This is a genomic window from Pedobacter sp. (assembly GCF_965279535.1).
Taxonomy (GTDB): domain Bacteria; phylum Bacteroidota; class Bacteroidia; order Sphingobacteriales; family Sphingobacteriaceae; genus Pedobacter.
Genome location: NZ_OZ257244.1, coordinates 1,920,519 through 1,946,622 on the forward strand (window position 1 = coordinate 1,920,519; position 26,104 = coordinate 1,946,622).

Annotated in this window: 24 protein-coding genes; 11 read left to right on the top strand and 13 right to left on the bottom strand. The window is 39.3% G+C overall.

What is annotated here, in order from left to right; genetic code table 11:
• Position 1: 1 nt before the first annotated feature.
• The 3 genes from ACQY77_RS07620 to ACQY77_RS07630 are packed head-to-tail and all read left to right on the top strand — an operon-like array spanning position 2 to position 2,658.
• Positions 2-892: a hydroxypyruvate isomerase family protein gene (locus ACQY77_RS07620; protein WP_421938576.1), complete on the top strand. Its 891-nt coding sequence runs from the start codon at positions 2-4 to the stop codon at positions 890-892.
• A gap of 46 nt (positions 893-938) precedes the next feature.
• Positions 939-1,778 (top strand): sugar phosphate isomerase/epimerase family protein, encoded by an 840-nt coding sequence (locus ACQY77_RS07625; RefSeq protein WP_421938575.1) that lies wholly within the window; start codon positions 939-941, stop codon positions 1,776-1,778.
• A 10-nt stretch (positions 1,779-1,788) separates the two neighbouring features.
• The gene (locus ACQY77_RS07630) at positions 1,789-2,658 is read left to right on the top strand and encodes a sugar phosphate isomerase/epimerase family protein (protein WP_421938574.1); all 870 of its coding nucleotides are present in this window, start codon (positions 1,789-1,791) and stop codon (positions 2,656-2,658) included.
• 155 nt (positions 2,659-2,813) lie between these two features.
• Here ACQY77_RS07630 and ACQY77_RS07635 read toward each other — a convergent pair whose 3' ends face one another.
• Positions 2,814-3,836: a lamin tail domain-containing protein gene (locus ACQY77_RS07635; protein WP_421938573.1), complete on the bottom strand. Its 1,023-nt coding sequence runs from the start codon at positions 3,834-3,836 to the stop codon at positions 2,814-2,816.
• Positions 3,837-3,887: 51 nt separating this feature from the next.
• Between ACQY77_RS07635 and ACQY77_RS07640 the strand changes: the two genes are divergently transcribed.
• Together ACQY77_RS07640 and dacB are read left to right on the top strand one after the other, a co-directional pair.
• A complete protein-coding gene (locus ACQY77_RS07640) occupies positions 3,888-4,877 on the top strand; it encodes an aspartate-semialdehyde dehydrogenase (RefSeq protein ID WP_421938572.1) in 990 nt (329 codons plus the stop codon).
• A gap of 474 nt (positions 4,878-5,351) precedes the next feature.
• Positions 5,352-6,764, top strand: a complete 1,413-nt coding sequence (dacB, locus tag ACQY77_RS07645) for a D-alanyl-D-alanine carboxypeptidase/D-alanyl-D-alanine endopeptidase (protein WP_421938571.1) — start codon at positions 5,352-5,354, stop codon at positions 6,762-6,764.
• On the opposite strand, the gene ACQY77_RS07650 is transcribed toward dacB, so the two are convergent.
• A complete protein-coding gene (locus ACQY77_RS07650) occupies positions 6,765-9,080 on the bottom strand; it encodes a mechanosensitive ion channel domain-containing protein (RefSeq protein WP_428430143.1) in 2,316 nt (771 codons plus the stop codon).
• Positions 9,081-9,332: 252 nt separating this feature from the next.
• Here ACQY77_RS07650 and ACQY77_RS07655 point away from each other — a divergent pair, with 252 nt between their 5' ends.
• The 4 genes from ACQY77_RS07655 to ACQY77_RS07670 all read left to right on the top strand — a co-directional run bounded on the left by ACQY77_RS07655 (position 9,333) and on the right by ACQY77_RS07670 (position 12,841).
• Entirely contained in the window at positions 9,333-10,097 is a 765-nt protein-coding gene (locus ACQY77_RS07655) for an alpha/beta hydrolase (RefSeq protein WP_421938569.1), read from the top strand.
• Between the two features lie 193 nt (positions 10,098-10,290).
• The gene (eno, locus tag ACQY77_RS07660) at positions 10,291-11,586 is read left to right on the top strand and encodes a phosphopyruvate hydratase (RefSeq protein ID WP_421938568.1); all 1,296 of its coding nucleotides are present in this window, start codon (positions 10,291-10,293) and stop codon (positions 11,584-11,586) included.
• 209 nt (positions 11,587-11,795) lie between these two features.
• The gene (locus ACQY77_RS07665; protein WP_090883339.1) at positions 11,796-12,095 is read left to right on the top strand and encodes an FtsB family cell division protein; all 300 of its coding nucleotides are present in this window, start codon (positions 11,796-11,798) and stop codon (positions 12,093-12,095) included.
• A 131-nt stretch (positions 12,096-12,226) separates the two neighbouring features.
• Positions 12,227-12,841 carry a trimeric intracellular cation channel family protein gene (locus ACQY77_RS07670; protein WP_421938567.1) on the top strand — a complete coding sequence of 205 codons (615 nt, stop codon included), beginning with the start codon at positions 12,227-12,229 and terminating at the stop codon, positions 12,839-12,841.
• A gap of 157 nt (positions 12,842-12,998) precedes the next feature.
• On the opposite strand, the gene ACQY77_RS07675 is transcribed toward ACQY77_RS07670, so the two are convergent.
• Positions 12,999-15,083: a hypothetical protein gene (locus tag ACQY77_RS07675; RefSeq protein WP_421938566.1), complete on the bottom strand. Its 2,085-nt coding sequence runs from the start codon at positions 15,081-15,083 to the stop codon at positions 12,999-13,001.
• Positions 15,084-15,247: 164 nt separating this feature from the next.
• On the opposite strand from ACQY77_RS07675, the gene ACQY77_RS07680 reads away from it, so the two are divergent.
• Positions 15,248-15,982, top strand: coding sequence for a L,D-transpeptidase family protein (locus ACQY77_RS07680; RefSeq protein WP_421938565.1), 735 nt, complete (start codon positions 15,248-15,250; stop codon positions 15,980-15,982).
• Between the two features lie 138 nt (positions 15,983-16,120).
• Here ACQY77_RS07680 and fabG read toward each other — a convergent pair whose 3' ends face one another.
• The 10 genes from fabG to ACQY77_RS07730 all read right to left on the bottom strand — a co-directional run bounded on the left by fabG (position 16,121) and on the right by ACQY77_RS07730 (position 24,685).
• On the bottom strand, positions 16,121-16,864 hold the full coding sequence (gene fabG, locus ACQY77_RS07685; RefSeq protein ID WP_421938564.1) for a 3-oxoacyl-[acyl-carrier-protein] reductase: 744 nt from the start codon (positions 16,862-16,864) through the stop codon (positions 16,121-16,123).
• A 1,159-nt stretch (positions 16,865-18,023) separates the two neighbouring features.
• Positions 18,024-19,112 carry an agmatine deiminase family protein gene (locus ACQY77_RS07690; protein WP_421938563.1) on the bottom strand — a complete coding sequence of 363 codons (1,089 nt, stop codon included), beginning with the start codon at positions 19,110-19,112 and terminating at the stop codon, positions 18,024-18,026.
• Between the two features lie 76 nt (positions 19,113-19,188).
• Positions 19,189-20,064, bottom strand: coding sequence for a carbon-nitrogen hydrolase (locus ACQY77_RS07695; protein ID WP_421938562.1), 876 nt, complete (start codon positions 20,062-20,064; stop codon positions 19,189-19,191).
• Between the two features lie 172 nt (positions 20,065-20,236).
• Positions 20,237-21,001 carry a hypothetical protein gene (locus tag ACQY77_RS07700; RefSeq protein ID WP_421938561.1) on the bottom strand — a complete coding sequence of 255 codons (765 nt, stop codon included), beginning with the start codon at positions 20,999-21,001 and terminating at the stop codon, positions 20,237-20,239.
• Positions 21,002-21,351: 350 nt separating this feature from the next.
• Positions 21,352-21,783: a hypothetical protein gene (locus tag ACQY77_RS07705; RefSeq protein ID WP_421938560.1), complete on the bottom strand. Its 432-nt coding sequence runs from the start codon at positions 21,781-21,783 to the stop codon at positions 21,352-21,354.
• A 78-nt stretch (positions 21,784-21,861) separates the two neighbouring features.
• Positions 21,862-22,266: a hypothetical protein gene (locus ACQY77_RS07710; RefSeq protein WP_421938559.1), complete on the bottom strand. Its 405-nt coding sequence runs from the start codon at positions 22,264-22,266 to the stop codon at positions 21,862-21,864.
• A 112-nt stretch (positions 22,267-22,378) separates the two neighbouring features.
• Positions 22,379-22,819 (bottom strand): hypothetical protein, encoded by a 441-nt coding sequence (locus ACQY77_RS07715; protein ID WP_421938558.1) that lies wholly within the window; start codon positions 22,817-22,819, stop codon positions 22,379-22,381.
• A gap of 299 nt (positions 22,820-23,118) precedes the next feature.
• Positions 23,119-23,538 (bottom strand): hypothetical protein, encoded by a 420-nt coding sequence (locus ACQY77_RS07720; RefSeq protein WP_421938557.1) that lies wholly within the window; start codon positions 23,536-23,538, stop codon positions 23,119-23,121.
• 59 nt (positions 23,539-23,597) lie between these two features.
• Positions 23,598-24,065: a hypothetical protein gene (locus tag ACQY77_RS07725; protein WP_421938556.1), complete on the bottom strand. Its 468-nt coding sequence runs from the start codon at positions 24,063-24,065 to the stop codon at positions 23,598-23,600.
• A gap of 230 nt (positions 24,066-24,295) precedes the next feature.
• Positions 24,296-24,685, bottom strand: a complete 390-nt coding sequence (locus ACQY77_RS07730; RefSeq protein ID WP_421938555.1) for a hypothetical protein — start codon at positions 24,683-24,685, stop codon at positions 24,296-24,298.
• Positions 24,686-25,250: 565 nt separating this feature from the next.
• Here ACQY77_RS07730 and ACQY77_RS07735 point away from each other — a divergent pair.
• Entirely contained in the window at positions 25,251-26,036 is a 786-nt protein-coding gene (locus ACQY77_RS07735; RefSeq protein WP_421938554.1) for a polysaccharide biosynthesis/export family protein, read from the top strand.
• Positions 26,037-26,104 lie beyond the last annotated feature (68 nt).

A 26,104-nucleotide genomic window follows, 5' to 3' on the forward strand; every position in this document is an offset into this window, starting at 1 on the left:
CATGTCTTCAAACCTAAATAGAAGAAAAGCTTTAAAAAATATCATTGCAGGAACCGCAGCACTTGGGGTTTCTGCAAATCTTTCTGCCCTCGCCATGAATACCCCCGAATCAGAACAGCCACTAAAACTCAAAGGAAACATTAACCACTCGGTTTGCCGCTGGTGTTTCAGTGGTTTAGATGTAGAAACCCTCTGTGTTGAAGCAAAGAAAATCGGCATCAAAGGGATTGATTTGGTTGGCCCTAAAGACTGGCCTACGCTAAAGAAACATGGCATTGAATCTACCATGTGCAATGGTGCAGAAATCAACCTCGTTGATGGCTTTAACGATGAGAAATTCCATGAAAAACTGATTAGGAACTACACTGAAATGATTCCGTTAGTTGCCGCGGCGGGTTACAAAAATCTAATCTGCTTTAGTGGAAACCGCAGAGGAAAAGACAATGAAACTGGTTGGAACAATTGCGTAAAGGGATTGAAACAACTCATGCCCCTTGCCGAAAAACACAATGTAGTATTGGTGATGGAACTATTGAACAGTAAAATCAACCATAAAGATTATCAGTGCGATACTACCGCATGGGGTGTTGAATTGTGTAAACGTTTGGGCTCTGAAAACTTCAAATTGCTTTATGATATTTATCACATGCAGATTGATGAAGGAGATGTGATCAGAACCATCAGAGACAACCATCAATACATTGCACACTACCACACCGCCGGCGTACCAGGCAGAAACGAGATTGATGATACCCAGGAACTTTACTACCCTGCTATCATGAAAGCCATTGCCGAAACCGGTTTTAAAGGCTTTGTTGCCCAAGAATTTATACCTAAAAACGAAGACAAATTAGCCTCTTTGAAAAAGGCAATTTCAATTTGTGATATTTAATAATACCCATATGTTATCAAGAAGAAGTTTTATAATAAACAGCAGTATGGCTGCAGCAGCCGCACTTTTAGTTCCATCATTTGCATGCATGTCTAACGATAAAAAAGCAATTGGTTTACAGTTATACTCTTTGAGAGATGAACTTCCCAAAGATTTAAAAGGAACAATTGAAAAAGTGGCCAAAGCTGGTTTCAAAGAAGTGGAAACCTATGGGTTTTCGATCAAAGACCAATTTTGGGGCCTAAAGCCGGAAGAATTTAAAAAACTGCTTGATGACAATGGTTTAACCTCTCCTAGTGGTCATTTTGGCTTGGGAACTTTCTTAACCGATGGAAATACCGATGAACTTAAGGCCGCAATTGCTGCAGCTAAGGTACTGGGAAGTGAGTATATAACAATTCCGTGGTTGGATGAAAGCATCAGAAAAACGGCAGATGACTACAAAAAAATTGCTTTAAAAATCAATGAAGCAGGAAAGCTATGCAAGGAAGCAGGAATCAGAATCGCCTATCATAACCATAATTTCGAGTTTGATAAACAAGGTGATACAACCGGTTATGAAATTCTGCTAAAGAATACTGATAAGAACCTGGTAGATTTTGAACTGGATCTTTACTGGGTGGTTCGTTCAGGAAATGATCCAATTAAATTATTTACAGAAAATCCCGGACGTTTTACCATGTGGCATGTTAAAGATATGGACAAAAAAGATCCCGCACTGAACGCCGAAGTGGGCACCGGAGCAATTGACTTCAAACCTATCTTTGCAGATGCAAAGCTTTCCGGAATGAAACATTTCTTTGTGGAGCACGAAACTAACTATAAGCCCAATCCTTTAGAATCAGTAGCTGCAAGCTGTGCTTATATTCAAAAAAATCTAATCTAGTCCTCAAAAAATGAATTCAAGAAGAACTTTCCTGCAACAGGCCGGTCTTTTGGCTGCAGCAACTGTAGTTGCGCCTTCTTTCGCTTTTGCCAAAGGCAACAAACAAATTGGTTTACAACTTTATTCCTTACGGGATGAACTTCCTAAAGATGTGAAAGGGGTAATCGAAAAAGTAGCTGCAGCCGGATATAAGGAAGTAGAAACCTATGGTTATGGGGATGGTAAATTCTTTGGGCTAACTATAGCCGAGTTTAAAAATCTTCTAAAAGCCAATGGTTTAAAAGCACCAAGCGGGCATTATGGTATGGACCAATTTTCTAAAACAGGTAAAACCGATGCTTTAAAGGCCGATATGGAGGCTTGTGCTATTTTGGGCGGTGAGTATTTCACCATTGCAGGTGCACATGTTGATATGAACAAAGGAATAGATGGATTTAAAAAAGTAGCCAACGATTTTAATCAGGTAGCTACCATTGCCAAATCAGCCGGCTTAAAATTTGCCTACCACAACCACGATTTTGAATTCAAAAAATTAGGAAACACTACAGGTTACGACGTTTATCTACAAGAAACAGATAAAAATCTGGTAAACTTCGAAATGGATTTATATTGGGTGGTACGCTCAGGCAATGAGCCCATGAGACTTTTTAAAACCTACCCTGGGCGTTTCCCAATGTGGCATGTTAAAGATATGGACAAAGCCAATCCTGCACTTAACGCAGAAATTGGCACAGGCTCTATCGATTTCAAATCCATCTTCGCTGAAGCGAAACAATCAGGCTTAAAACACTTTTTCGTAGAACACGAAACCAATTACAAACCTGACCCGATTGGTTCAATTACCACAAGTGCCGGATATATCAAGGCAAATTTGATATAAGCATCGGATTGATTTTGTCAGGTTGTAGCGAGATGCTAACATATTATTAAGTTAGGTGCCTGTCCTTTAGATTTGTACTAACCTAAAGGACAGGTTCTATACAATAGACCATAAGTTAATAATATTAAAGACGCAACAAATAGATTTTAAGGCTACTAATCATTCAATTTCATTGCTAACACACAGGTGTTTTTGAACTTTTTCACTTGACCGCTCAAATCAAAACACTCAAAAACAACAACATAGATTCCAACCGCCGACACTTCTCCCCTGTCATTCAGGCCGTCCCAGGTAAATAGACCTTCAGTTGCAATGGTTTGATTCTGGCAGAGTTTCCGTACCAATTTACCCTGATCTGAATAAATATTGATGTTAGCCAGCTTTGCATGATTATCCAACTGATAATTAACCAAAAGAAGATCTTCATAACCATCTCCATCTGGCGAAAATGTTTTGGAGCTCAGCTTTACAGAATTTTCATTTGAAACAAGCATCTGAGAGTTCTTATAAGTAGGTGTTGCAAAACCAATATTTGCTGCTGCCGACTTAAAATTACCCTGGGCATTAGCATCCACATCAAACGAAACCCTTTCTATCGAAATTCCGTCTTCATTCCTAAGTAAAGGGTGGTGGATTTTAGAAGTATAATTCAATTGATCTATAATTTGGCCACCACTCAATAAAACTACATTTCCTTTTTCATTACCATAAGCTGGCAAAGAACTTAACTGGATAAGTTGATTAGGATACTTAACCTCATAGTTCTGCCTGATGTTTTCCGAACTGGTACTGATTACCCAATAACTTCCTGGCGCTATGAGATGTCTGGCAGAAGAGATATTTTTGATGCTCGCCGCAAAACCTGCAGCGTTAAGGTTACCCAGTTGAAGTTCCTTTAAGTCAATCTCATGTCCCGAGTGATTATAAATCTCTACAAAATCAACTCCGCCGCTTTTGGGGTTAAAAAGTACCTCAGAAATCAAAACATCGCCCTTCTCTACGACTCGATAATGACCTGCAAACGAACTGACAACGAGCCGACTATGATTTGAGGCTGTGATTTTGGGAATGTGATGTAAACCAATTTGATTCCGATAATTATCATTTAAGATAAATTTTATCAGATTAAATGCAAGTTTAGAAAGTAACAATAGGGATATAAGCAAAATTTTCTGCATATTTGGACTTATATCAAAATGTATAACCAAAGTAATAATTAAAATTTAAAAATGAAAGTAGCAGTTGTAGGTGCAACCGGATTGGTGGGCACTGTAATGTTAAAAGTATTGGAGGAAAGAAATTTCCCTTTAACAGAGTTGATTCCCGTAGCATCAGAAAAGAGCGTTGGTAAGGAAATTACTTTTAAGGGTAAGAAGTTCCCAATCGTTAGCATGGATACTGCAATCAGCATGAAACCGGATATCGCGTTATTCTCGGCTGGTGGTAACACTTCATTGGAGCATGCTCCACGTTTTAAGGAAGCAGGAACTACAGTTATTGATAACTCTTCTGCCTGGAGAATGGATCCGGCAATTAAATTGATCGTACCGGAAGTAAATGCGCACGAGCTTTCTATCGATAACAAAATCATTGCCAACCCAAACTGTTCAACCATTCAAATGGTAGTTGTTCTAAAACCTTTGCACGATAAATATAAAATCAAACGTGTTGTGGTTTCAACCTATCAATCAGTAACGGGAACTGGCGTAAAAGCTGTTGAGCAGTTAATGAACGAACGTAAAGGTGTTGATGGGCCAAAAGCGTATCCCTACGAAATTGATCTGAATGTTCTTCCTCACATTGATGTTTTCACAGAAAACGGATATACTAAAGAAGAAATGAAAATGGTTAAAGAAACCAATAAGATCATGAGCGATGACAGCATCAGGGTTACAGCTACTACAGTTCGTATTCCGGTAATGGGTGGCCATTCTGAATCAGTAAACATTGAGTTTGAAAACGACTTCGATTTAGCTGAAGTACGCAGTATTTTAGAAAAAGCACCTGGTATTATCGTTGTTGACGATGTAGCCAACTTAAAATATCCGATGCCTAAAGATGCACACGAAAGAGATGAAGTATTTGTGGGCCGCATTCGTAGAGATGAATCAGCTCCTAAAGCTTTAAACCTTTGGATTGTTGCCGACAACTTACGCAAAGGTGCAGCTACCAACGCTGTTCAAATTGCGGAGTATCTTTTAGAAAAAGAATTGGTTTAAAAATAAACCTTCAGTTTAAAAAGCCTGTGGATAATACATCATTCACAGGCTTTTTTTTTACCTGATTTAAAGTAAATGGTATAAGGCTTGAAAAAGTAAACCGATCTTGATTCTGGATTTTAAAAGAGCTGAAAGCCGTTTTTAAATAGCCTTTCATAATCCCTTAAATATTTAGCACAATAAACAATTGATGTGTAATTATTCAATAAAAGAGTATTAATCACCTAGTTTGCTTACAAATAACACAAATTATGCAGCTACTGTATAAAATAAGAGATTATAACCACTAAATTGTATATAAAAAAGTGATTACAATACCGAAATTACATATAATTTAGCACTGCATTTGAAATCAAATGGAATGAAATCAAGAAGGTTAAATTCCCATCCACATTTTTGGATGCATACAAAACCAATGAAACACACGTTGTAAATAAATCCAATTATACGAGTTTCCTGTACTAAACCATTAAAATGAAAGCCTTTAAATTACTCATCATAACCCTGTTTTTCTGCTGCTCAACCACCACTTTTGCTCAAACCAAAATCCAAAACATAGAAAAGGCTTTTAACAACTTTTTAAATGACGAGCAAACCAGGCATGCTATGGCCTCGCTAATTGTATTAGATGCCAATACAGGAAAAGTGCTTTACGCCAAAAATGAGCAGATCGGTTTAGCCACTGCATCTACATTAAAAACCATTACTGCGGCAACTGCATTTAGCCTTTTAGGGAAAGATTTTCAATTCCAGACTACATTAGCTTATTCCGGTAACATTACCCCAGACGGAACATTAAAAGGCAACTTAATCGTAATAGGTAGTGGAGACCCTACTTTAGCCTCCTGGCGATATCAAAATAAAGAAAATACCGTGTTAAATAAATGGGTAGAAGCGATCCGATTGGCAGGGATTAAAAAAGTTGAAGGTGCTGTAATTGGCGACGACCGAATTTTCGGTACGCAAACTACCCCGGAAGGTTGGGTTTGGCAAGATATAGGCAATTATTACGGAGCAGGAACTTCAGGCCTGGCCTGGAGAGAAAATCAATTCGATATTCATCTAAAACCCGGCGGGAGTACTTCCGATGCAGCACGTGTAATCAAAACTGTTCCCGAAACGCCTTATATCCAGATTGTAAATGAACTTAAAACCGGGGCATCCGGAACCGGAGATCGTTCTTATGCTTTTCTTCCACCATATAGCAGTGTGGCTTACCTTCGTGGCAGCTGGGGCATGGGCATCAGTAAATCTGGAATCTCCGTAGCACTTCCCGATCCAGCTTTAGATTGTGCCTACAGGCTTCAGGATACCTTAAAAAGATTAGGAATAAACACTACCCAACCCGCCACCACCGCAAGGCTTTTGACACTTAACAATCAGGCCATTCCATCACTTACCCAAAAGATAAATACCATTACCTCTCCCAGCCTAAGCGAAATTGCCTACTGGTTCCTAAAGAAAAGTGTCAACCTGTATGGCGAAAGTCTTTTAAAAACCATAGCGCTAAAATCAGGCAAAGCTGCCACAACAGCCAAAGGTGCCGAAACAGAAATTAACTTTTGGGCAGCAAAGGGAATAGATAAATCGGCAATGAACATCATTGACGGAAGCGGCCTTTCACCCGGCGACAGGGTTACAACGCATGCCATGGCCACAGTACTTTACCAGATTCAAAAAGAAACCTGGTTTCCTGATTTTTATAAAGCACTTCCGGAATACAATGGCATGAAAATCAAAAGCGGAACCATCAATGATGTATCCGCATTTGCTGGTTACCATACCGATGCTGCCGGAAATAAATATGTGATCGTAATAAACGTAAATAATTATAGCGGTAGCGGCATCAATAAAAAGTTATTTAATGTACTTGATGCGCTTAAATAGCTAGCTTAATGGTCTAATCTGCAGCCCGATTCCGGCTTCGGCAAGTGCCTTTTTAACATCAATCATGGCTTCAGTACGTACTTCGCCGGCAACCGATAAATCGGCCACCCAGATAAGCGTACGCACACCAACGGCATATTCACCAAAATCCTGAAGGATGATTAACGGCTTAGGTAGTTTCAATACTTTCTCATTTTGAGCAAGCGTATCAGCAATAAGTTGCCTTACAGATTCTACATCGGCGCTATAGGGCACCCCAACTGTAAACTCTACCCGCTTACTTCTATTTTGCATCGTCCAGTTAATCAAATGCTGCGACAATAAATCACCGTTAGGAACGATAATATCTGATCCTTCTGCACTATGGATTTTACTGGACCTTACCCCAATTTCCTTAACCACGCCAGATTTAGTTCCAATCTCGATCTGATCTCCAATCTGTATCGGGCGTTCAAATGCAATAATTACCCCCGAAACCAGGTTATTCACAATATTTTGCAAACCAAATCCGATACCTACCCCCAATGCACCCAGCATTATAGAAAGTTTATCTATCGGAATTCCGGCAGCAGCCACCGCAATTAAAAAACCCACCGTCCAAATAGCCAGCCTGATCAGCAACATCATTGAATTAAGGCCTGTACGTTTTCCACCGGTTACGGCCTGCTCATGCCCGAAGAAAAAGCTGATAAAGCTTGAAATAATAGAAGAAAGCCAGATGATACAAATAAAGATGGCAATACTGGCAAAAGTAAATTTATAACTCCCGATACTTCTGGTTTCATAAAAGAAATTGGCTGTGGTAGTGGTTAGTAAATCATAAAGTGTCATACTCCTTACAAAAGATATAAAGAAGACAAGTGATGCCAATACCCACAAATAACGCTGCAAGCGGTGCTGAAGTGATTTATAATTGATAAAATCAGAGAAACGGCTCGATTGATAGGCTTCGGTCTGGATATAAATGGCCTCTAGTACAATGTTGCAAAAAACTTTCAGAGTAATACCAAGCATCAAACACTGCACCCCACTCACACCAAAGATTTTCGCCAGCGATAAACGTCCGGTTAAATTAAATATCAGAGAAAGAATGACCAGTATACCTGTGAAAACTGCTAATGTCTTTGTTCCTGAAGATGGCTCAAGGTCTTTGAACAAATGCAGCTTGCCTCGAAAAACCTTAACACAAAGCACCAGCAGCAAAATGCCCGCAATAAATAATGCCCAGCGCTCTCCGAAAGCAGAATCCAATAAAATATCATCCACTGCATAAAAAATCCATAAACCAACCAGGCCAAACCACAAAAGCTTTGCATGCCGGGTTAAAAACGGTGGAAGCAAAAAGCACAGGGTTAAAAGCCTAAGCAATTCAATGGTGTGCAACATTGACATCGTTGGATTGCCGAACAAAAAGGGAACGTAAGTAAAAAAAGCAAAAAGCGAAGCAACAACCACACTCCTGTTTAAAAACTTAGCCTGACGGAGTATACTAACCGCATCATCCATCTTTTTAATCCTGCGCATATTCGAAATCATCCAGGCTGTTAAAACCCCGAATATGAAAAGACTTAACATCACGACAGATATCTTTCCGGACAGATAAATTTTAATAATTCTGGCCGATCTTTGAAACGCATTACCAACAATCTTAAAGAAAGAATCCTCATATTCAGCAGGCCTCGCTTTAAGCAATGGAGCCTCTTCTCTTGACCACATGTTAATTTTCTTCGAAATGGAAAGGTATTGCATATCAGAAGCGAGATTTTTGGTCTGTAAAAAAGCTACAGAAATCCTGCTGTTTAATAAATTAATCCTGGTAAGGGTTTTTAGCTGTTCTGTCGCTAACTTTTTTCCTTCCAGCAATATATCCCGAAGCTGGGTTTTCAATGTCGAATCCTCTACCTCTACCTGCAAACTTTGGTCCTTCAGGATTTTTTTCAAATCAGCATTACTCTTACTCAACTCTTCGGCATAACCTGATAAAGTAGTTTTATAATCGGATAGATTCTCAGATACTTCAGCGAGTAAGATAACAGAACTATTTAAACTCCTTAAATTCATTTTGGAGCTGTTTTTTTCAAATCTGCTTTTAAAGCCCTTTACCTTTTTTTCCAGGCCGGGCAACGCCAGTTCAATAGCGCTTATATCGTAACTCCGCTGTAGCAGGAATCTGTTACGGTCTATCGCAAAGTTGTAACTTTCAATTTTATTGACCAGAACAGGCACCTGGCTTTCATCCAGTTCATTGCTGTCTATCTTAGCTTTAAGCGGCTCATGCTGCTGAGCAGCAACTCGCTGAAAAGCCAAAAGTAGCATCACAAAAACAAAAATGTAACAACACTTTTTAAAAAGAGATTTGAAGAACATAAGGTGCGTAATAAAATCTGTTATAGATATGATCAATGGGGAACACAAAATTAAACTAAAACGCGAATTAATCTAGCTTTAATATGTTAAAACATAGAAAACCTGCTTCAATAAGCAGTATTTAACCGATGATGGCTAAGTTTACAAACATAACCTTAGCTTTGACTGTTGCTCAGTCAGTACGCTTGAACTATATATCCCATGCCAGAAAAACCACAATACGGCGATCATGTCCACCTCCTGTCGGATGCTTTTTATATCCCCCAACTGGAAAGATACCGAAAAATCCAGCTTTACCTTCCTAAAGGCTATCACAAATCTGAGAAAAGATATCCGGTAATTTATATGCATGACGGGCAGCATCTTTTCCATACCCAGCCGCCCAGAAATGATGAATGGGCTGTAGATTCAGTTACCGATGAGCTGATTCGCTCCGGCTTAAAGGAAATGATTATCATAGGGATAGACCATGCGGAGAAGAACAGGTTTAATGAGTATAGTCCTTTTGATGGAGACCAGGGTAAAGGAGAAGGTAATGCTTATGCCGACTTTATTGTTAAAACTTTAAAACCCTTTGTCGACAGCAATTACAGAACTTTACCCGATGCAAAAAATACCGCAATTGCGGGAGGCTCTATGGGAGGCTTAATTTCCATGTACATTTTGGCCACTTACCCTGAGATATTCGGCTCGGCTGGAATCTTCAGTCCATCATTCTGGTATGCGCCTTCAATCTTTTATTATGTTGAAGAAAATCTCCCTAAACTTGGCGACCAGAAAATTTACCTGGTTATAGGAGGAAAAGAAGGTGAGATAATGATCAATGATGTAAAACGGATGCACACCCTAATTACCTCTACTGGCAACAATAAGCAGGTAGTTCTTTCCGAAGTAGCTGATGGAAGACATAAAGAATGGTTTTGGCATCGTGAATTTGCAGGATTTTATCAATTTCTCAACAATTAATTGTTAAATTACAGGTACCAAACTTAAGAATGATCGAATCTCTATACGATATACTACCTACTGACTACTAAGTAGTAACTACTATTCAAAAACACTTTATTTATTTAAAAAATATACTAACTTTGATGTTAGGCTTAGTAATTGTACTTTTTACACTAAGCAGGTTAAAAAAATATTAAAAAATCAAATAAAAATGAGCATAATCGTTAATGTCCATGCGAGACAAATCCTCGATTCAAGAGGAAATCCAACAGTAGAAGTAGAAGTTGTAACCGAAAACGGCGCTTTTGGCCGTGCAGCTGTACCAAGTGGTGCTTCTACCGGGCAATATGAAGCTGTTGAATTACGTGATGGGGATAAATCTACATATTTAGGTAAAGGTGTTTTAAAAGCTGTTGAAAATGTAAACACTAAAATTGCAACTGCATTAAGAGGTGTTGATGTTTTCGAGCAAAACGCTATCGATAAAATTATGTTAGACCTTGATGGCTCTGAAAACAAAGGTAATTTAGGTGCCAATGCTATTTTAGGTGTTTCTTTAGCTGTAGCAAAAGCTGCTGCTGATGAGATTGGCCAACCATTATACCGTTACATTGGTGGTGTTAACGCCAATACTTTACCAATCCCGATGATGAACATCATCAATGGTGGTTCTCACTCAGATGCACCTATTGCATTCCAGGAATTTATGATTATGCCAGTTGGCGCACCTTCTTTCTCTGAGGCTTTACGTTGGGGAACTGAAGTATTCCACAGCTTGAAAAAAATCCTTCACGATAGAGGTTTATCAACTGCAGTAGGAGACGAAGGTGGTTTCGCACCAACTTTCGATGGTACTGAAGATGCAATTGAAACCGTTTTAAAAGCAATTGAAACAGCTGGTTACAAACCAGGTTCTCAAATTTGCTTAGCTTTAGACTGTGCTTCTTCTGAGTTCTACAAAGATGGTAAATATGACTATACTAAATTTGAGGGCGATAAAGGTGCAATTCGCACAAGCGAAGAGCAGGCACAATATTTAGCTGATCTTTCTGCTAAATATCCGATTATCTCAATCGAAGATGGTATGGATGAAAATGACTGGGCAGGATGGAAAACTTTAACAGATAAAGTTGGTGACCGTGTACAATTAGTTGGCGACGATTTATTCGTAACTAACGTTACCCGTTTACAACGTGGTATTGATGAAGATACAGCGAACTCTATTTTAGTAAAAGTTAACCAAATTGGTTCTTTAACTGAAACCATTAATGCAGTAACTTTAGCTCAGAACAGTGGTTATACCTCAGTAATGAGTCACCGTTCTGGAGAAACTGAAGATGTAACCATCGCTGATTTAGCAGTTGCCTTAAACTGTGGTCAAATCAAAACCGGTTCAGCTTCCCGTTCAGACAGGATTGCAAAATACAACCAATTATTACGCATTGAAGAAGAATTGGGTGAAAACGCACGTTTCATCGGCAAAAACTTCAAATACGCTAAAAAATAATACAATTTCCCCTGGTTTAATCCACTGGCAATTGGTCAATTGTTAACAAGTTGAAAAACTTATTTGCACAGCATCCGGAGATTTTAAATCTTCGGATGTTTTTGTTTACATTTACACCAGTTTGCAGGCACTAGCCTATTAAGAAAGACTAAAACCTGGCCTTAAACGTATTGATGTAGATGATAAAGACGATTTTTAAAGACAACCAGATGAAACGACTCATTGATCTTTTCCGGAATAAATACTTTCTTGCAACGGTTGCTTTTGCGTTATGGATGTTGTTTTTTGATAAAAACGATATGATCTCCCAATACGAATACCGCAGTCAGGCCAATAAATTACAGGAAGAAAAAGAATATTTCGAGAAGGAAACCTTCCAGATTAAAAAAGACCTCAACGAACTCAATACCAACCTCAATACTGCCGAAAAGTTTGCCCGTGAAAAATACTTCATGAAGAAAGATAATGAAGATGTTTTTGTAATCATCAAAGAAGAGAAGAAAGACTAGAACAGTTTTCAGTTGGCAGTTTTCAGTTGGCAGTTGAGCGTATTGAGTTTGCAGTTGCATTGTGCTCAGTTAAACAATTAAACGGTTACCCAATTAAATAACTCACCAATTAACCAACTTCAACCTTCTCGATGCTCCACATTCTCTACATCATCGCCATTACCGCCGAAGCCATGACCGCCGCACTTTCTGCAGGCAGAAGAGATATGGATTGGGTGGGTGTTTGTATCATCGCCTGGGTTACCGCCTTAGGAGGAGGAACCGTTAGAAATGTTTTGTTTGGCCACTACCCCATGAGCTGGGTGGAACATCCCGAATATTTAATTATCACAGCGGCTGCCGCACTTCTTGCCGCTTTTATCGCTTCGGTAATGACCAAATTAAAGAAGCTTTTTTTATACCTCGATGCACTTGGACTAGTAGTGTTTACCATTATCGGATGCCAGGTAGCTCAACAAATCCATCTTCCCTACCTAATTGTTCTCTTTAGCGGAATGATTACCGGTTGCGCCGGAGGTGTACTCCGTGATGTACTGTGCAATGAAATTCCCCTGCTATTCAGAAAAGAAATCTACGCCAGTGCCGCTATCGTAACCGGAGCAGTATACATCGGTGTAGAGCATTTCCATGGCAGCGAAATGCTGGCTACTGTACTGGCCGCAATTGTTGGACTTGCCCTCAGGCTCCTCTCCATCAGGTACGAATGGCAAATGCCTAAGTTTGTATACCGTGATGAATGGCATTAAAGAGATTAGGCCTGATGTAGGAAAAAAGAGCAAGGAACAAAGAACAAGGAGCAAAGAGCACAGAATTGAGTTGAAAGACCACCAGCTAATCTCTCTACTTGCTACTTGATACTACCTACTTGATACTACCTACTAGCTACTTAAAACTTGCTACTAACTACAACTCACCGTTCCGTTTCCTTAAAAACCACTCAACACTCAACAGCACCAATATCAGTCCAAACAACCACTTTAAGTTAATGAGCTCATCATACTTTCGGTCTTCATAGCTTATTGTTTTAATATTCTCATTCTTGCCAATCTCCTCCACTATTTTCAACAAATCCTGTGGCATAAAAAGTTTACCCCCACTCTGCCTGGCAACTGTATTTAAAAGCTGGTGATTTGCAGTTGTTTGTTGAAACTCTGCAATCAAGGCATTCACATAAAAACTACCACTGGCTGTAAATTTCTTCCCCCCTAACGTAGTGTTGGCAACATAGCTGTAATTCCCTGCAGCCATTGCACCAGCATCTAACTGATAACCTTTCTCTGTTTTTGAAAAGACATAATTAAAAACTTTTCCGGCTTCATTCTTAACCTGTAAGCTCAGCTCTGGTTCATTTACCGGCTCATAAGATTCATTATATACTGTTCCATTAAACTGTACGGGTTCATTTTCATCATAGGCAGGCTTGGAAGTAAATACCTTAAACCTTCTTTTATCCTCTTTTACAGAAAGGTACTGAACCGTTTTTGAGATCAAATCAAAAAGTACCGACTGCTCTGTTTCGCTTTCAGCTTCAGAGAGCCTCCACCTCCATAGCCCCTCGCCCATTAAATAGGCCGATTTCTGTTCAGCCTCCGAAGTAAAAAACAAGAGCGGTTGCTGTGTACTTACCTTACCTATACGCTGATTAAAAACTGTAGTTGCCCCCGTGTTAACGGTTAATCTTCCAAAAGGGCCTAGTAAGGGATCATAAGCAAGAAACTGTTTTTTATCCGCCTCCGTAAGGTTAAAGCTAGAAAAACCATTTACCAGCTCGGGATATACCTCTTGTACAGAACCATTAGCAGAACTCAAATTAACCTGATTTTGAAATTGATTAAAGGCATTAACATTACTCTGTGCACCAAGGATGTACCACACAGGCTTTTTAGCGGCCTTTACTTTCTGTAGCAAACCTGAAGCAATATTCTGTCCATCAGGCAACTGATAAAGTACAATCAAATCAAATTTCGTGGGATCAATGCCATTAAGATCATCAGCCAGGGCCAGTTTGGGTTCGTAATGTTTATTTAAGGAAATGGCTTCCTTCAAAACGCCCAAATCCGGATGGGGTGAAACTGAAGCTAACAATACCTTCTGCCTGCCATCTATCACTTCAACATAAAAGGTTTGCATATTATTGCGCGTAGTGATCTCATTGTTTAAAGTACCCAGCTGTACTGTATACTTATGGATCCCGATCTTTCCGGCATGGAGTTTTATGGGAACCTGCTTACTAAAAGTATTTCCTTTAATGGATATAGTCTGCTGATTAAGGCGTGTCCCATTCTGACTTATAGTAATTCCGGTTTGTGCACCATCACTTTGAAAGGCCTGCACCTGTACCTCAACAGTAAAATCATCATCCAGGTAAACAATGTTATTATAATTGATATTGGAAATCAACACATCCCTTTTCGGAATACTATCGCCCAGGGCAATAGTATAAACCGGAGCATTGATCTGGTTTATCCGGTAAACCGGATTCCCGCCACTATTAAAAATACCATCAGTACTCAAAACAATTGCCCCGATATTCCTATTGGCATACTCATCCTGCACCTGCTGAAGAAAAGCCGAAGCATTACTGAGTTTGGCCTGGTGTTTAAAATCATATCCTTCAGCCACCTGATCACCAAAATGATAGGTTTTCACCTCAAATTTATCTGCCAGCCTATCCCGTAGAGCATTCAGATCTTTTTCGTACCTACGCTCATCAAACCCCGCACCTTTTACTTGCCCAATAGAAAGGGAATTGTCTTGGCCGATGATGATTACAGGTTTATCCAATGTATAATTCAGCGTTTTGATGAGTGGCGCAAATAACAGCCAGGCTACCAGTGCAACCACAATTATTCTTAAAGCAGTTAAACCATAACGCAGCCTTTTATCTAAATTTTTATTACCCCGATACAGCAACCAGGCATATAAAATACCCAAAGCCATGCAACCCAGAAAAGACAAAAAAGAAGTACCGGAAAAAAAGCTGTTCATACTTTATAAAGATGGCAAAAAGAGAACAAAGTAGAAAGTATAAAGTAGAAAAGGTAGCATAGCCGGAGCACTTGAGTATTTTTAACATTTAGGAATCTTTGAATGGTTCAAAAAGGAGTTGCAGCTGGCCTATATATGCCTTACCTTTAAACAAACCAAAACCCATGAAGCTATCTTTATTAACGATCTTCCTTTTATTCAGTCTTATGTCCGGTGCCCAAAACAGTTTTAAATCACAACAAATTAAATTCGAACGGGTTAACATTGCCTACACAGAGAAATGGGGTACATTAAAACAATTTTTGAAAGCAGCTGGAATCAGCGATGAATTTAATATGCTGATTAACGCTTACAAAACAGAAGGAAAATTAGAAGTTTGGTTAAAAAATAAAGGAAGCAATGCTTATAAGTTATTCAGGACATACGATTTCTGCGCCCATTCAGGAACAATAGGCCCTAAGCTTTACGAAGGTGACGGGCAAACACCGGAAGGTTTTTATCACATCAACGCTTTTAATCCACTCAGTAATTTCCATTTGTCATTAGGCATCAACTTTCCCAATAGCGTAGATTATGCCCGCACAGGCAAAGACAGAAGCCCAGGGAGCGACATTTACATCCATGGCAATTGCGTAACCGTAGGCTGTATTCCGTTAACAGACGAAAAGATAAAAGAGGTGTACATTTTAGCCGTTGAAGCCAGGAATGTTGGTCAGGAAAAAATCCCGGTAAACATTTACCCATTTAAACTAACAGATGGTAATCTGAAGAAATATACAGCCCAGTTCCCTAAACAAGCCAGTTTCTGGAAAACATTGCAGGCAGGATATCTTGCATTTGAAAAAGAAAAAAGCTTATCGGGTATTATGGAGGTAAAAGGAAAGTACCTGATCAGGTAAGGGGCTTTGGATTTAAGGGTAAAGTCCAGTTTACTTATCTATCAATCTGTAATTTTTGGATAAGCAAAAAGGCGTAAAGTTTAGGAAACCCTACTTTACGCCTATAAATTTATTCAGTTTTTTAAGGAAAGCGGAGCGCTACAGCATGCCGCCGCAAACCGATAAAGTTTGCCCGGTTACATAGGCACTCATATCAGAAGCTAAGAAAACACATACATTTGCAATATCTTCCGTTTCGCCAGCACGTTTCAAAGGAATATCTTTCTCCCATCCTTCAACCACTTTAGGATCTAAAACCTCTGTCATTTCAGTACGGATAAAGCCTGGAGCAACAACGTTTGCACGGATATTTCTTGAACCCAGTTCTTTAGCTACCGATTTGGTAAAGCCAATGATACCTGCTTTAGAAGCAGCATAATTAGCCTGACCAGCATTACCCTGAACACCAACTACAGAACTCATGTTAATGAAAACACCTTTGCGCGCTTTCATCATTACTTTAGAGGCTGCTTTAGTTACGTTAAAGATCGATTTTAAGTTAATATTGATGACATCGTCCCAGTTCTCTTCGCTCATACGCATCAGTAAACCATCTTTGGTAATACCTGCATTATTTACAACAATATCAATGGTACCAAAATCAGCTACAATATCGTTGATTAACTTTTCTGCTTCATCAAATTTAGAGGCATCCGAACGGTAACCTTTAACTTTTGTTCCGAAGCTTTGAAGCTCCTGTTCTAAAGCCTCACCTTTCTCTACTGATGAAAGATAGGTAAAAGCTACATTAGCACCTTGCGCTGCAAATTTTTCAGCAATCTTACGACCGATCCCTTTTGAAGCACCAGTTACCAAAGCTGTTTTTCCTTCTAATAATTTCATTTCTTATCTTTTATTATTTATATCTTCTTAGTTTATATCTGTTGTTATATTAAAATTTATCAATCTAGGCCATTTGTCAGTCTAAACCCTCTGTCAGTCTGAGCCATTTGTCTGTCTGAGCCCTTTGTCAGTCTGAGACTGTCGAAGACCCAGCCAAAACATTCCTCTAACTTTCCTTCGACAAGCTCAGGATGACAACCTTGATTAGGATGACAATCTTGATCAAGGTGACAATCTTGATTAAGGTGCCAATTTAACTTTTGTTAATCTAACCTCTTTCTCAGTCTAAACCCTTTGTCAGTCTGAGCCATTTGTCAGTCTGAGCCTGTCGAAGACCCAGCCAAAACATTCCTCTAACTTTCCTTCGACAAGCTCAGGATGACAATCTTGATTAGGATGATAATCTTGATCAAGGTGCCAATTTAACTTTTGTTAATCTAACCTCTTTCTCAGTCTAAACCCTTTGTCAGTCTGAGCCATTTGTCAGTCTGAGCCTGTCGAAGACCCAGCCAAAACATTCCTCTAACTTTCCTTCGACAAGCTCAGGATGACAATCTTGATTAGGGTGATAACCTTGATTAGGACAACAATCTTAATTAAGGCGCCAATTTAACTTTTGTTAATCTAACCTCTTTATCAATCTGAGCCCTTTGTCAGTCTCAGCCATTTGTCAGTCTGAGCCTGTCGAAGACCTAGCCAAATATTCCTCTAACTTTCCTTCGACAAGCTCAGGATGACAATCTTGATTAAGGATGACAACTTTGATTAGGACAACAATCTTAATTAAGGTGCCAATTTAACTTTTCTCAGTCTAAACCCTCTGTCAGTCTGAGCCATTTGTCAGTCTGAGCCTGTCGAAGACCCAGCCAAAACATTCCTCTAACTTTCCTTCCACAAGCTCAGGATGACAATCTTGATTAAGGATGATAACCTTGATTAGGACAACAATCTTAATTAAGGCGCCAATTTAACTTTTGTCAGTCTAAACACTTTGTCAGTCTGAGCGCCCTGTCAGTCTGAGCCTGTCGAAGACCCAGCAAAACATTCCTCTAACTTTCCTTCGACAAGCTCAGGATGACAATCTTGATTGGACAACAATCTTGATTACGATGACAATCTTGATTAGGATAAAAAGGATAACTGCGCTCCAAACTCTAGCCTAATGACTTCCCAAGGCTGGTTCCTGCTGGCTTAAGCAATGGAAACTGCCCAAACCCCAGATAATATCTACCGAATTAATTCCTATCACCTTACGGTCTGGAAAACAACCCTGGATAATTTCCAATGCTTTTTCATCATTAGCATCATCAAAGATGGGAACAATAACTGCAGCATTGGCAATATAGAAATTAGCATACGAAGCTGGTAAACGGGTATCATCATAAATAACCGGTGCAGGCATAGGCAGTTCTACAATATTCAATGATCTTCCATCTTTCAACTTCATGGTTTTCAAAGCTTCCAGGTTTTCCTGCAACAGTTCATAATTCTCATCCTGCGGATTGCTTTCCACTACGGTTAAAACGGTATCCTCGTTTACAAAACGGGTAATATCATCTATATGACCATCGGTGTCATCACCAACAATCCCATCTCCCAACCAAAGTACCTGCTCTTGTCCGTAATATTCAAGCAGATATTGCTCAATCTGTTCTTTCGTTAAATGTGGATTACGGTTTTCGTTCAACAAACATGCGGTTGTAGTTAATACAGTACCAGCACCATTGAACTCTACTGAGCCCCCTTCCATTACAATATCAGGAAGAAATAGAGGTAAATCAAACTGCCTGGCAATTTTAGTAGGCACCACATCATCCAGATCAAACGGAGGATATTTACCACCCCAGGCATTATAGCCCCAATCTACCACGGCTTTATTAGCTCCATTAAGCACAAATGCCGGACCATGATCCCTGCACCAGGCATCGTTGGTTTCATTGAAATAAAACTCTACCTGACTTAAGTCAGCTTCCACTTTTTCCAGTTCGCTGATCACAAAAGCTTTCATTTCCGCATCCTTTACATTAATGCGTACTTTTTCACCTTCAGCAACTGCTTTGATAAACTGGCAATACGGTTTGTAAATCGTTTCTATCTTGCCCGGCCATGAAGCCTCTTTGTGTGGCCAGCTTAACCAGGTAGCTTCATGCTTTGCCCATTCGGCAGGAAAAGAATACCCTTGCTGCTTAGGTGAATACTCAAACTGATTGGGTTTAAGTGTATATTTATTTGGTGGTATTTGAGACATGCTTTTTATTTAAGTCCGAAAGTCGGATCTCGAGAATTTTAACTTTAAACTTTTGACTTTAAACTTTCAACTTTAATTAATCGCCATCAATATACCTCTTGGTAATCGGCTGATAAGAATCAATCCTTCTATCCCTTAAGAAAGGCCAGTGCTTACGGAAGAAATCCGTTTCGGCTAAATCTAATTCCACTACTTCAGTTTCTTCCTGATCATGTGATGCTAAATAAAGCAACCTGCCCTGTGCATTCGTTGCGAAACTGCCGCCCCAGAATTTCATGGCTCCATCTTGCTCAAAACCAACGCGGTTTACACTCACTACCGGAACACCATTAGCAACTGCGTGTGAACGCTGAATGGTTTGCCATGCATTATACTGATCTTTATTGGTCTCTTCATCCTGGTCTGTTGCCCAGCCTATTGCTGTTGGGTAGAACATGATATCTGCCCCCATTAAAGCGGTAATTCTCGATGCTTCAGGGTACCATTGATCCCAACAGATTAAGATACCAATTTTAGCAAATTTAGTTTCAAATACCTTGTAGCCCAAGTCGCCTGGGGTAAAGTAAAACTTCTCATAATAAGCAGGGTCATCCGGGATGTGCATTTTACGGTATTTACCTAAATAACTACCATCAGCATCCAATACCGCTGTTGTATTGTGATATAATCCCTCTGCACGTTTCTCAAACAAAGAAGCGATAATTACAACACCCAGTTCTTTTGCCACTACCTGCAGTGCATCTGTAGATGGGCCAGGAATTGCTTCGGCTAAATCAAAATTGTCATAGTCTTCAACATCACAAAAATACAAAGAGGTAAAAAGCTCCTGCAAGCATACAATCTGTGCCCCTTTAGCGGCAGCTTCACGTACTTTTGCAATGGCTTTATCTAAATTCTCCTGTTTATCCTTAGTACAGCTCATCTGCACCATTCCAACTTTTACTTTCTTCATGGTATAAAATTAAGAGGACATTCAATCATTCACTCATTCAATCATTTACAATTCAATAATTAAATTGAGGTCGCAAAGTTACAGAAAAAAGGTGGAAGGGTAAAAGACAGCCTTCTGGAATTTAGTCATCTTACAGCTAATATTTTAGCAGCTGATTCATTGGGTTATCGCTTCATTTAACGGGAAATGAAACCTTCATAGGCGACCACTTTTCTACAGCCTGAACACCGCTCCCTTCCTGATAAACCGCAGCAATTATACCCGCCGGATGAAAATTTTTAGCATTAATAGCGCACATTGTACCATTACCCTGATGAAAATTCAAACCTATTGTAACCATTGCTACGGTACCTGGCGGAAGTGTAAACGACCAATCCCTGGCTTCAAAAACATCTTTACCTTTGCTCAATTCCACTTCTTCCATACAGGTATCCCATTTCCCGGATTCAAGGTTTAAAAATGCAGTTTGAATGCGCATGAGGCAAGCATGACATCCTTTAGGGAAACGCATGTGTCTGGATAGTGTAAAACGTGGCAAAGCAAGCAGGAGTTCTTCCCCCACAACACTCACTTTTGGCAGAAATAACAAGTTGTTAAATAATGGGGATAAGGTGTTAAAGTCAAAACCTTTTAAACGTTCGAAACTATCAGCATGAAAGGTAAAGGTCCTGTCAAAATCCAAATGCTGGTGAATAATGGTTGCCAGCGCCGAATTCATCCGGTTAACCATTTTTCCATCGGTAAAATTTAGATGCGTACTTCTAAACGCATCGCGTATAATCTTGCCCAGCGGACTAATAAACTCCCCAAATACCGAAGCTGCCTTTTTAGTCCGCTCTGTCTGGTTTACCTTACCTTTAGTCCGAACCCGGCCGTCTTTACCAAAAACCAAGCCTCCAAGTTTACCAGAGAGCATTCCATCCTCTATAATTGCCATAGCTAAAATTGATTTTAGATCTGAATGGACGAACCGGCAAATTCCAATTCAGTCAATCCAAGATTCATTTATTCAAAACTTAAAAACCTGGGATGTATCGGGTATGATTTAGGGATTAAGGCTAGTTTGTTCTTGCTTCATCCGGGCATGAAGGCAGGAAAACCCGTGTATGCTTCGTACATTAGCCTATACAAGTATACAGAAAAAGCAGGGTATCTCCACCTTTTAGTGGTAAAACGTGGACTTGAGGTGGACAAGACCTGGACTTGCTCACTGGTGATGCTGCCAAAAGAAAGGCAAACGAAAGGGATTTCTACTAATTTAACTAAAATTTTGAAAAATAAAAAGTCTTACAGGAGCTTCTTTCTGCGGATAATGATTAAACCTAAGGCACCAGCTGCAAGGCCAAGCACCCAGGAATGGTCGTCGAGGTCGCATTGAACTACTGTTGCAGTAGCAATCTTACCATCTATTAATGTAGTACCACAAGTAACTACGACCCCCGGAATTACGATGGTAAAACCACCACCAGTACAAACCCGGCAATTTTGGGTATTATTGGGCACATATACAGTCATGGAGTTTGCAATACATGAGGAAGCACTCGGTGTCGGACTACCTTTATATCCAGGCCCCACTAAAACACCTAATATTACATTAACAAGCGATCCTTCGGCTGAGGTGTACACATCACCGCCAGGCACCAAACAACCTGTTTGCGCTCTACTTTCCAGTGACGAAAATAAAAATAGCAGAAAACCTATAAATAGACCAACCTTCATATTGAGTAGCGATAAGCGATAGACGACAACTCAAATCTACCCACTAAAGCCACTCAAAAGTTTGTTCGTTTTGTTCATTTAGCATAACTGGCCTTTTATTCTCAGCAGGCCAATAAAGCACAGTGCCAGCAATAATCCTTGTAACCAAAAACCCTCATCTAGCGGGCAGGCAATTGGTGGATCTAATCGATCATAATTCACCATTGTACCTGAGTTTAAAATATTACCATTTAAAACACATAGATTAATCAGCCCTGCCACATTAGTAATATTGGTTGCCCTGGGGCAGGCAGAAGTATTGGCAGAAAGCGTTGGCGTAGGGTAAAAATTACCATAGGTAACTAAAGTAATCACAATAGTTGCATTGGCCCCGCTGTATTGCGTGGTATAGATGGTATTGCCTATCCTGCAACCTACTGCGGCCTTTGCCGAGGTACAGAACATCAGTAGCCATACACACCATACTAATCCAAATTTCACCATAACCCATTCATTACAAGACAAATACTTGTAATTACAACGATGAGTAGGAGAAATTGATTAATTCATTTTGTTCAATACCCTAAACTAGATAGGGTTACATGGTTTTAAAAACCTAAAATACCAGCGCTCGATTTCTCAGTTTCACAAAGCCAATCACACCAAAAATCAAAACTGCCGGAGTTAGGAAACCGTCAACAGGGCAATTATAAATGGTAAAGTTTTGCTGCGTTCCGTTCATACTGGGATAATTTGGTGCTACGCCATTGGGATAGCTGTTGTATTGGCTTCTGGGCATAACAAAACAGAGTGCACCATCACGAGGTATTGAGCCATTGGGCGCTGTAACCTGACAGGCAATATTACTTCCACTATAATTAATAGCATGCTGACTTCCCTGACTGTCCCAAACGGTTTTACTGCCAGTAAAAGAACCATTTGTGGTAGTTACCATTCCTATGTAGGAGGTGTAGAAGGTGTTACCAACCAAACAACCATTGGTTGCCTGTGCGTTAAAGCCGATAACAGCTAACGCAATAAAAAAAAGAAATTTCATATAGGGACAAAAACAACTTAAAATTGTATTATTTAAAATACAAGTTTTCGCAAAATTGCGATTTTAAGTTTACACATACGAAGGGTCTGTTCGGTCGGATTTCAAACCTGGAGTTTCTTTTTGAAAAATTTTTGGCTAGATGAAGGTTATTTAAAAAGAAAACAATTGATAATCAGCAGACATACAGACTTTAACACCCCTTTAAGAGTGTTTGCAGCCACAAAACAGTTTACAAAACCCTGACAAAGCGCAAAATAATCTGACAAAAAGAAGCGTATTCGCTTTTTTAATTTGCCTCGTTAAGCAATTCGTGTATTTTTTCTTAAGATAATGACAGAAACTACTGCAATTGGGATAATAAACAGCCAAATAGTTTCATCTAAGGGGCAATTTACAGCTGGTCCTGTAAAATACCCTAAATCGCCGGTTAAATAGGTTCCGGTGTTATATGTTGTTCTGTAATAACAACCACTGGTTGAGACCAGTATCCAGCGGTAACATGGGTAAGCTGTAATATCATATTGAACCGTCCATTCAGAGTATTGTCCGGTTGCCGATGGCTGATACCGGGGTTTAGCAGGTGTACCTCCGGTGCCGGTGGAAGTTTGATACACCCGTTTGGGATTAGTTTGAGACATACAGCCGTTCCCAACGATAGGTTGGGCGGCGCATTGAAAATAAAAAAAAGTGAGCAGCAAGAGTACGGACAGACGTGGCATAAAGTTTAATTTTTTAAACCCTGCCTTCACCAAAAGTAATGCCAAACACACACCTATATCTATATAATACTACAAAAGCAGATGCCTGAAGAATATAAATGAGTATTTAGCATAAAATGCTTAAACCGGCGTTCTTCGAAAAAGATGAAGCCAAGCCCGCCCATTAAAGGAACCAACCACATTAAATGATCGTCAATCGGACATTGATAAACGGTGAATGTTCTTACCGTTCCGGTACCAATAAGTATTTGCGGAGATTCAGAATATACAGAACAGGAAGCACCAGCCGCACCAACATTGGTAGCAAATGTAGCAGTTGGATTGTTAGTACAGTTGAATGTTCCGGTACCCAATACAATATAATTATTGTTAGGCGGAGCTGAGGTATAATTATTACCGCCCAATGTAGGATGTTTAACAAAATACATCCTTGCTCCTGTAAGGGAATTTCCTACATAACAGCCACTCTGGGCTAAACCGTTAAAACTAGCAAGGGATAATATAAGTAGAAGGCTTAATCTGAACATAGCTTAGCAGCATACATGTGAACTTATATGCGCTAACCGATGTATATTAAAAACATGTAATAATCGAAGTGGTTTGGTTTTTTTTTAAAGTAAAACCTGGGATTGGATTTATATTATCACCATGATTTTGAAATTTCGCTGAATTTGGAGGGCTTGAGAAACGAATTTATTAAATGATCATAGAGGGAAAATGCAGGTAGATAAAGCAGAAGGTTAGGAAAAAGAACCCGTTAAGCAAGCAAGGCAGGTTCTGTAAACAGATTTAGGTTTCTTTTGCGCAGCATATAAATCGCAAATGCTGCAAGAGGTAGTATCAGTACCCATAAATAGTCGTCTATTGGACAATTAAGAAGTGCATAATTAACTAAAGTACCGGTTCCCCCAAGTCCCCAAAAGCCTATGTAACATGTATTTGGGCCAGAAACATTACTAATATATCTTGCATATTGAGTTGAAGTAGTCGCCCCAGCTCCGCAGGTTTCAGAAACAGGATTTGTCCATTGGTACCATCCTGATGGTGAGCTAATATAAATTGCCCCCCCATACCTACAACCTTGAGCACTTGATCTTAAATAAAATGCAGAAATGAAAAATAGAATTAACACTATAGTTTTTAACATCGCACAAAAAATTAATACGATTCAAAACTACAAACAATCCGTATAAGAAATACTACAAAAACTCACAGATTTGACAATTGTCATGCGAATTATAAAAAGTTGTAAACATTGATACACAGGATTATACAGCGATTCACAGTTGAAACACCGAAAAAATAAAATGAATACAGGGATAGACTTATTTAACCTGTTTGGTTTGGCAAAAATATATAAATTACGTATTACTACTACTACAAATAGTTTTATTTCATTGATAATTATCAACGCCAAAATAAAATGGCTTTTTATACTCCTTATACATTGGAGGCAAGGCTAAGAATAGTCAATTTTATAAAAAAGCAAAGGAGCCCATTGTGCAACTTGCCCATTGGTATAACACAGCCAACTCCGAGGGCATAAGAGTATGATTAATTAGTCTAAACTTTAAGTCAGCTTTTGGAGAAACCAATTCTTTTAAACATCTTTATATCTTATTACTGTAGAAAACCCCTTATTTTCTCTATTGTCTTAGTTGTATTGTATGCAAATCCATCATCCCAAATATCTTTTCACCCTATTAATCTGTTTGTTAGTATTTGCATCCTGCTCGGTTAGGAAAGAACGCTCACTTTTTAATGCGCCCAGCGATATTGTAACCGACACCATTAAGCAGGTTTATGTTGTAAATGATCAGGGAATAAGTGACGCTTATTATAAAATCAAAGTAAATGATCAACTGGCCATCCGAAACGTACAGAATTTTGAATTTGGGGCAACAGCTGCAAACACCAATAACACATTAAGCAATAATCCCGTCGGGAATACGAATATTCCTTCCGGAAGCATCCAGAACGTACTTTCTTACCCCGTTGAAGCAGATGGGATGGTTAATCTTCCGGCAATAGGCAAAGTAGAAGTAGTAGGCTTAACCCGAAGGGAAGCCGCCATCAAAATCCAGGATTTGTACAAAAATAAGCTACTGAAAGACCCCATTATTGAGTTATCAGTCGTCAATTTAAAGGTTACGCTTTTAGGAGAATTCAGTAAGCAGGGCAATTTTTTATTGGAAAGAGATAATACTACGCTCATTGATATCCTTGGTGAGGCCGGGGGGATAACCAAAACAGCTGATCCTAAAACTTTAAAGATCATCAGAGGCGACAGAAGCCATCCGGAAATTATTTATGTTAATTTAAATGACATCAACAGTTTAGCGAGTAAAAAACTCATCTTACAAAACCACGACATCATTGTACTGCAACCAACAAAAAGCGCAGCAACAAGCGATAAGCTGCAAAGCATTAATAACATCTTACAACCCTTATTGGTGGTGGTAAACTTAGCTGTTTTAATCTTTACCGTAACCAGATAAGGCATTACAAATACAATTATTCAAAACGATTAGCATTTTTCAATCGTTTAAAATAGATTAACTTAAAA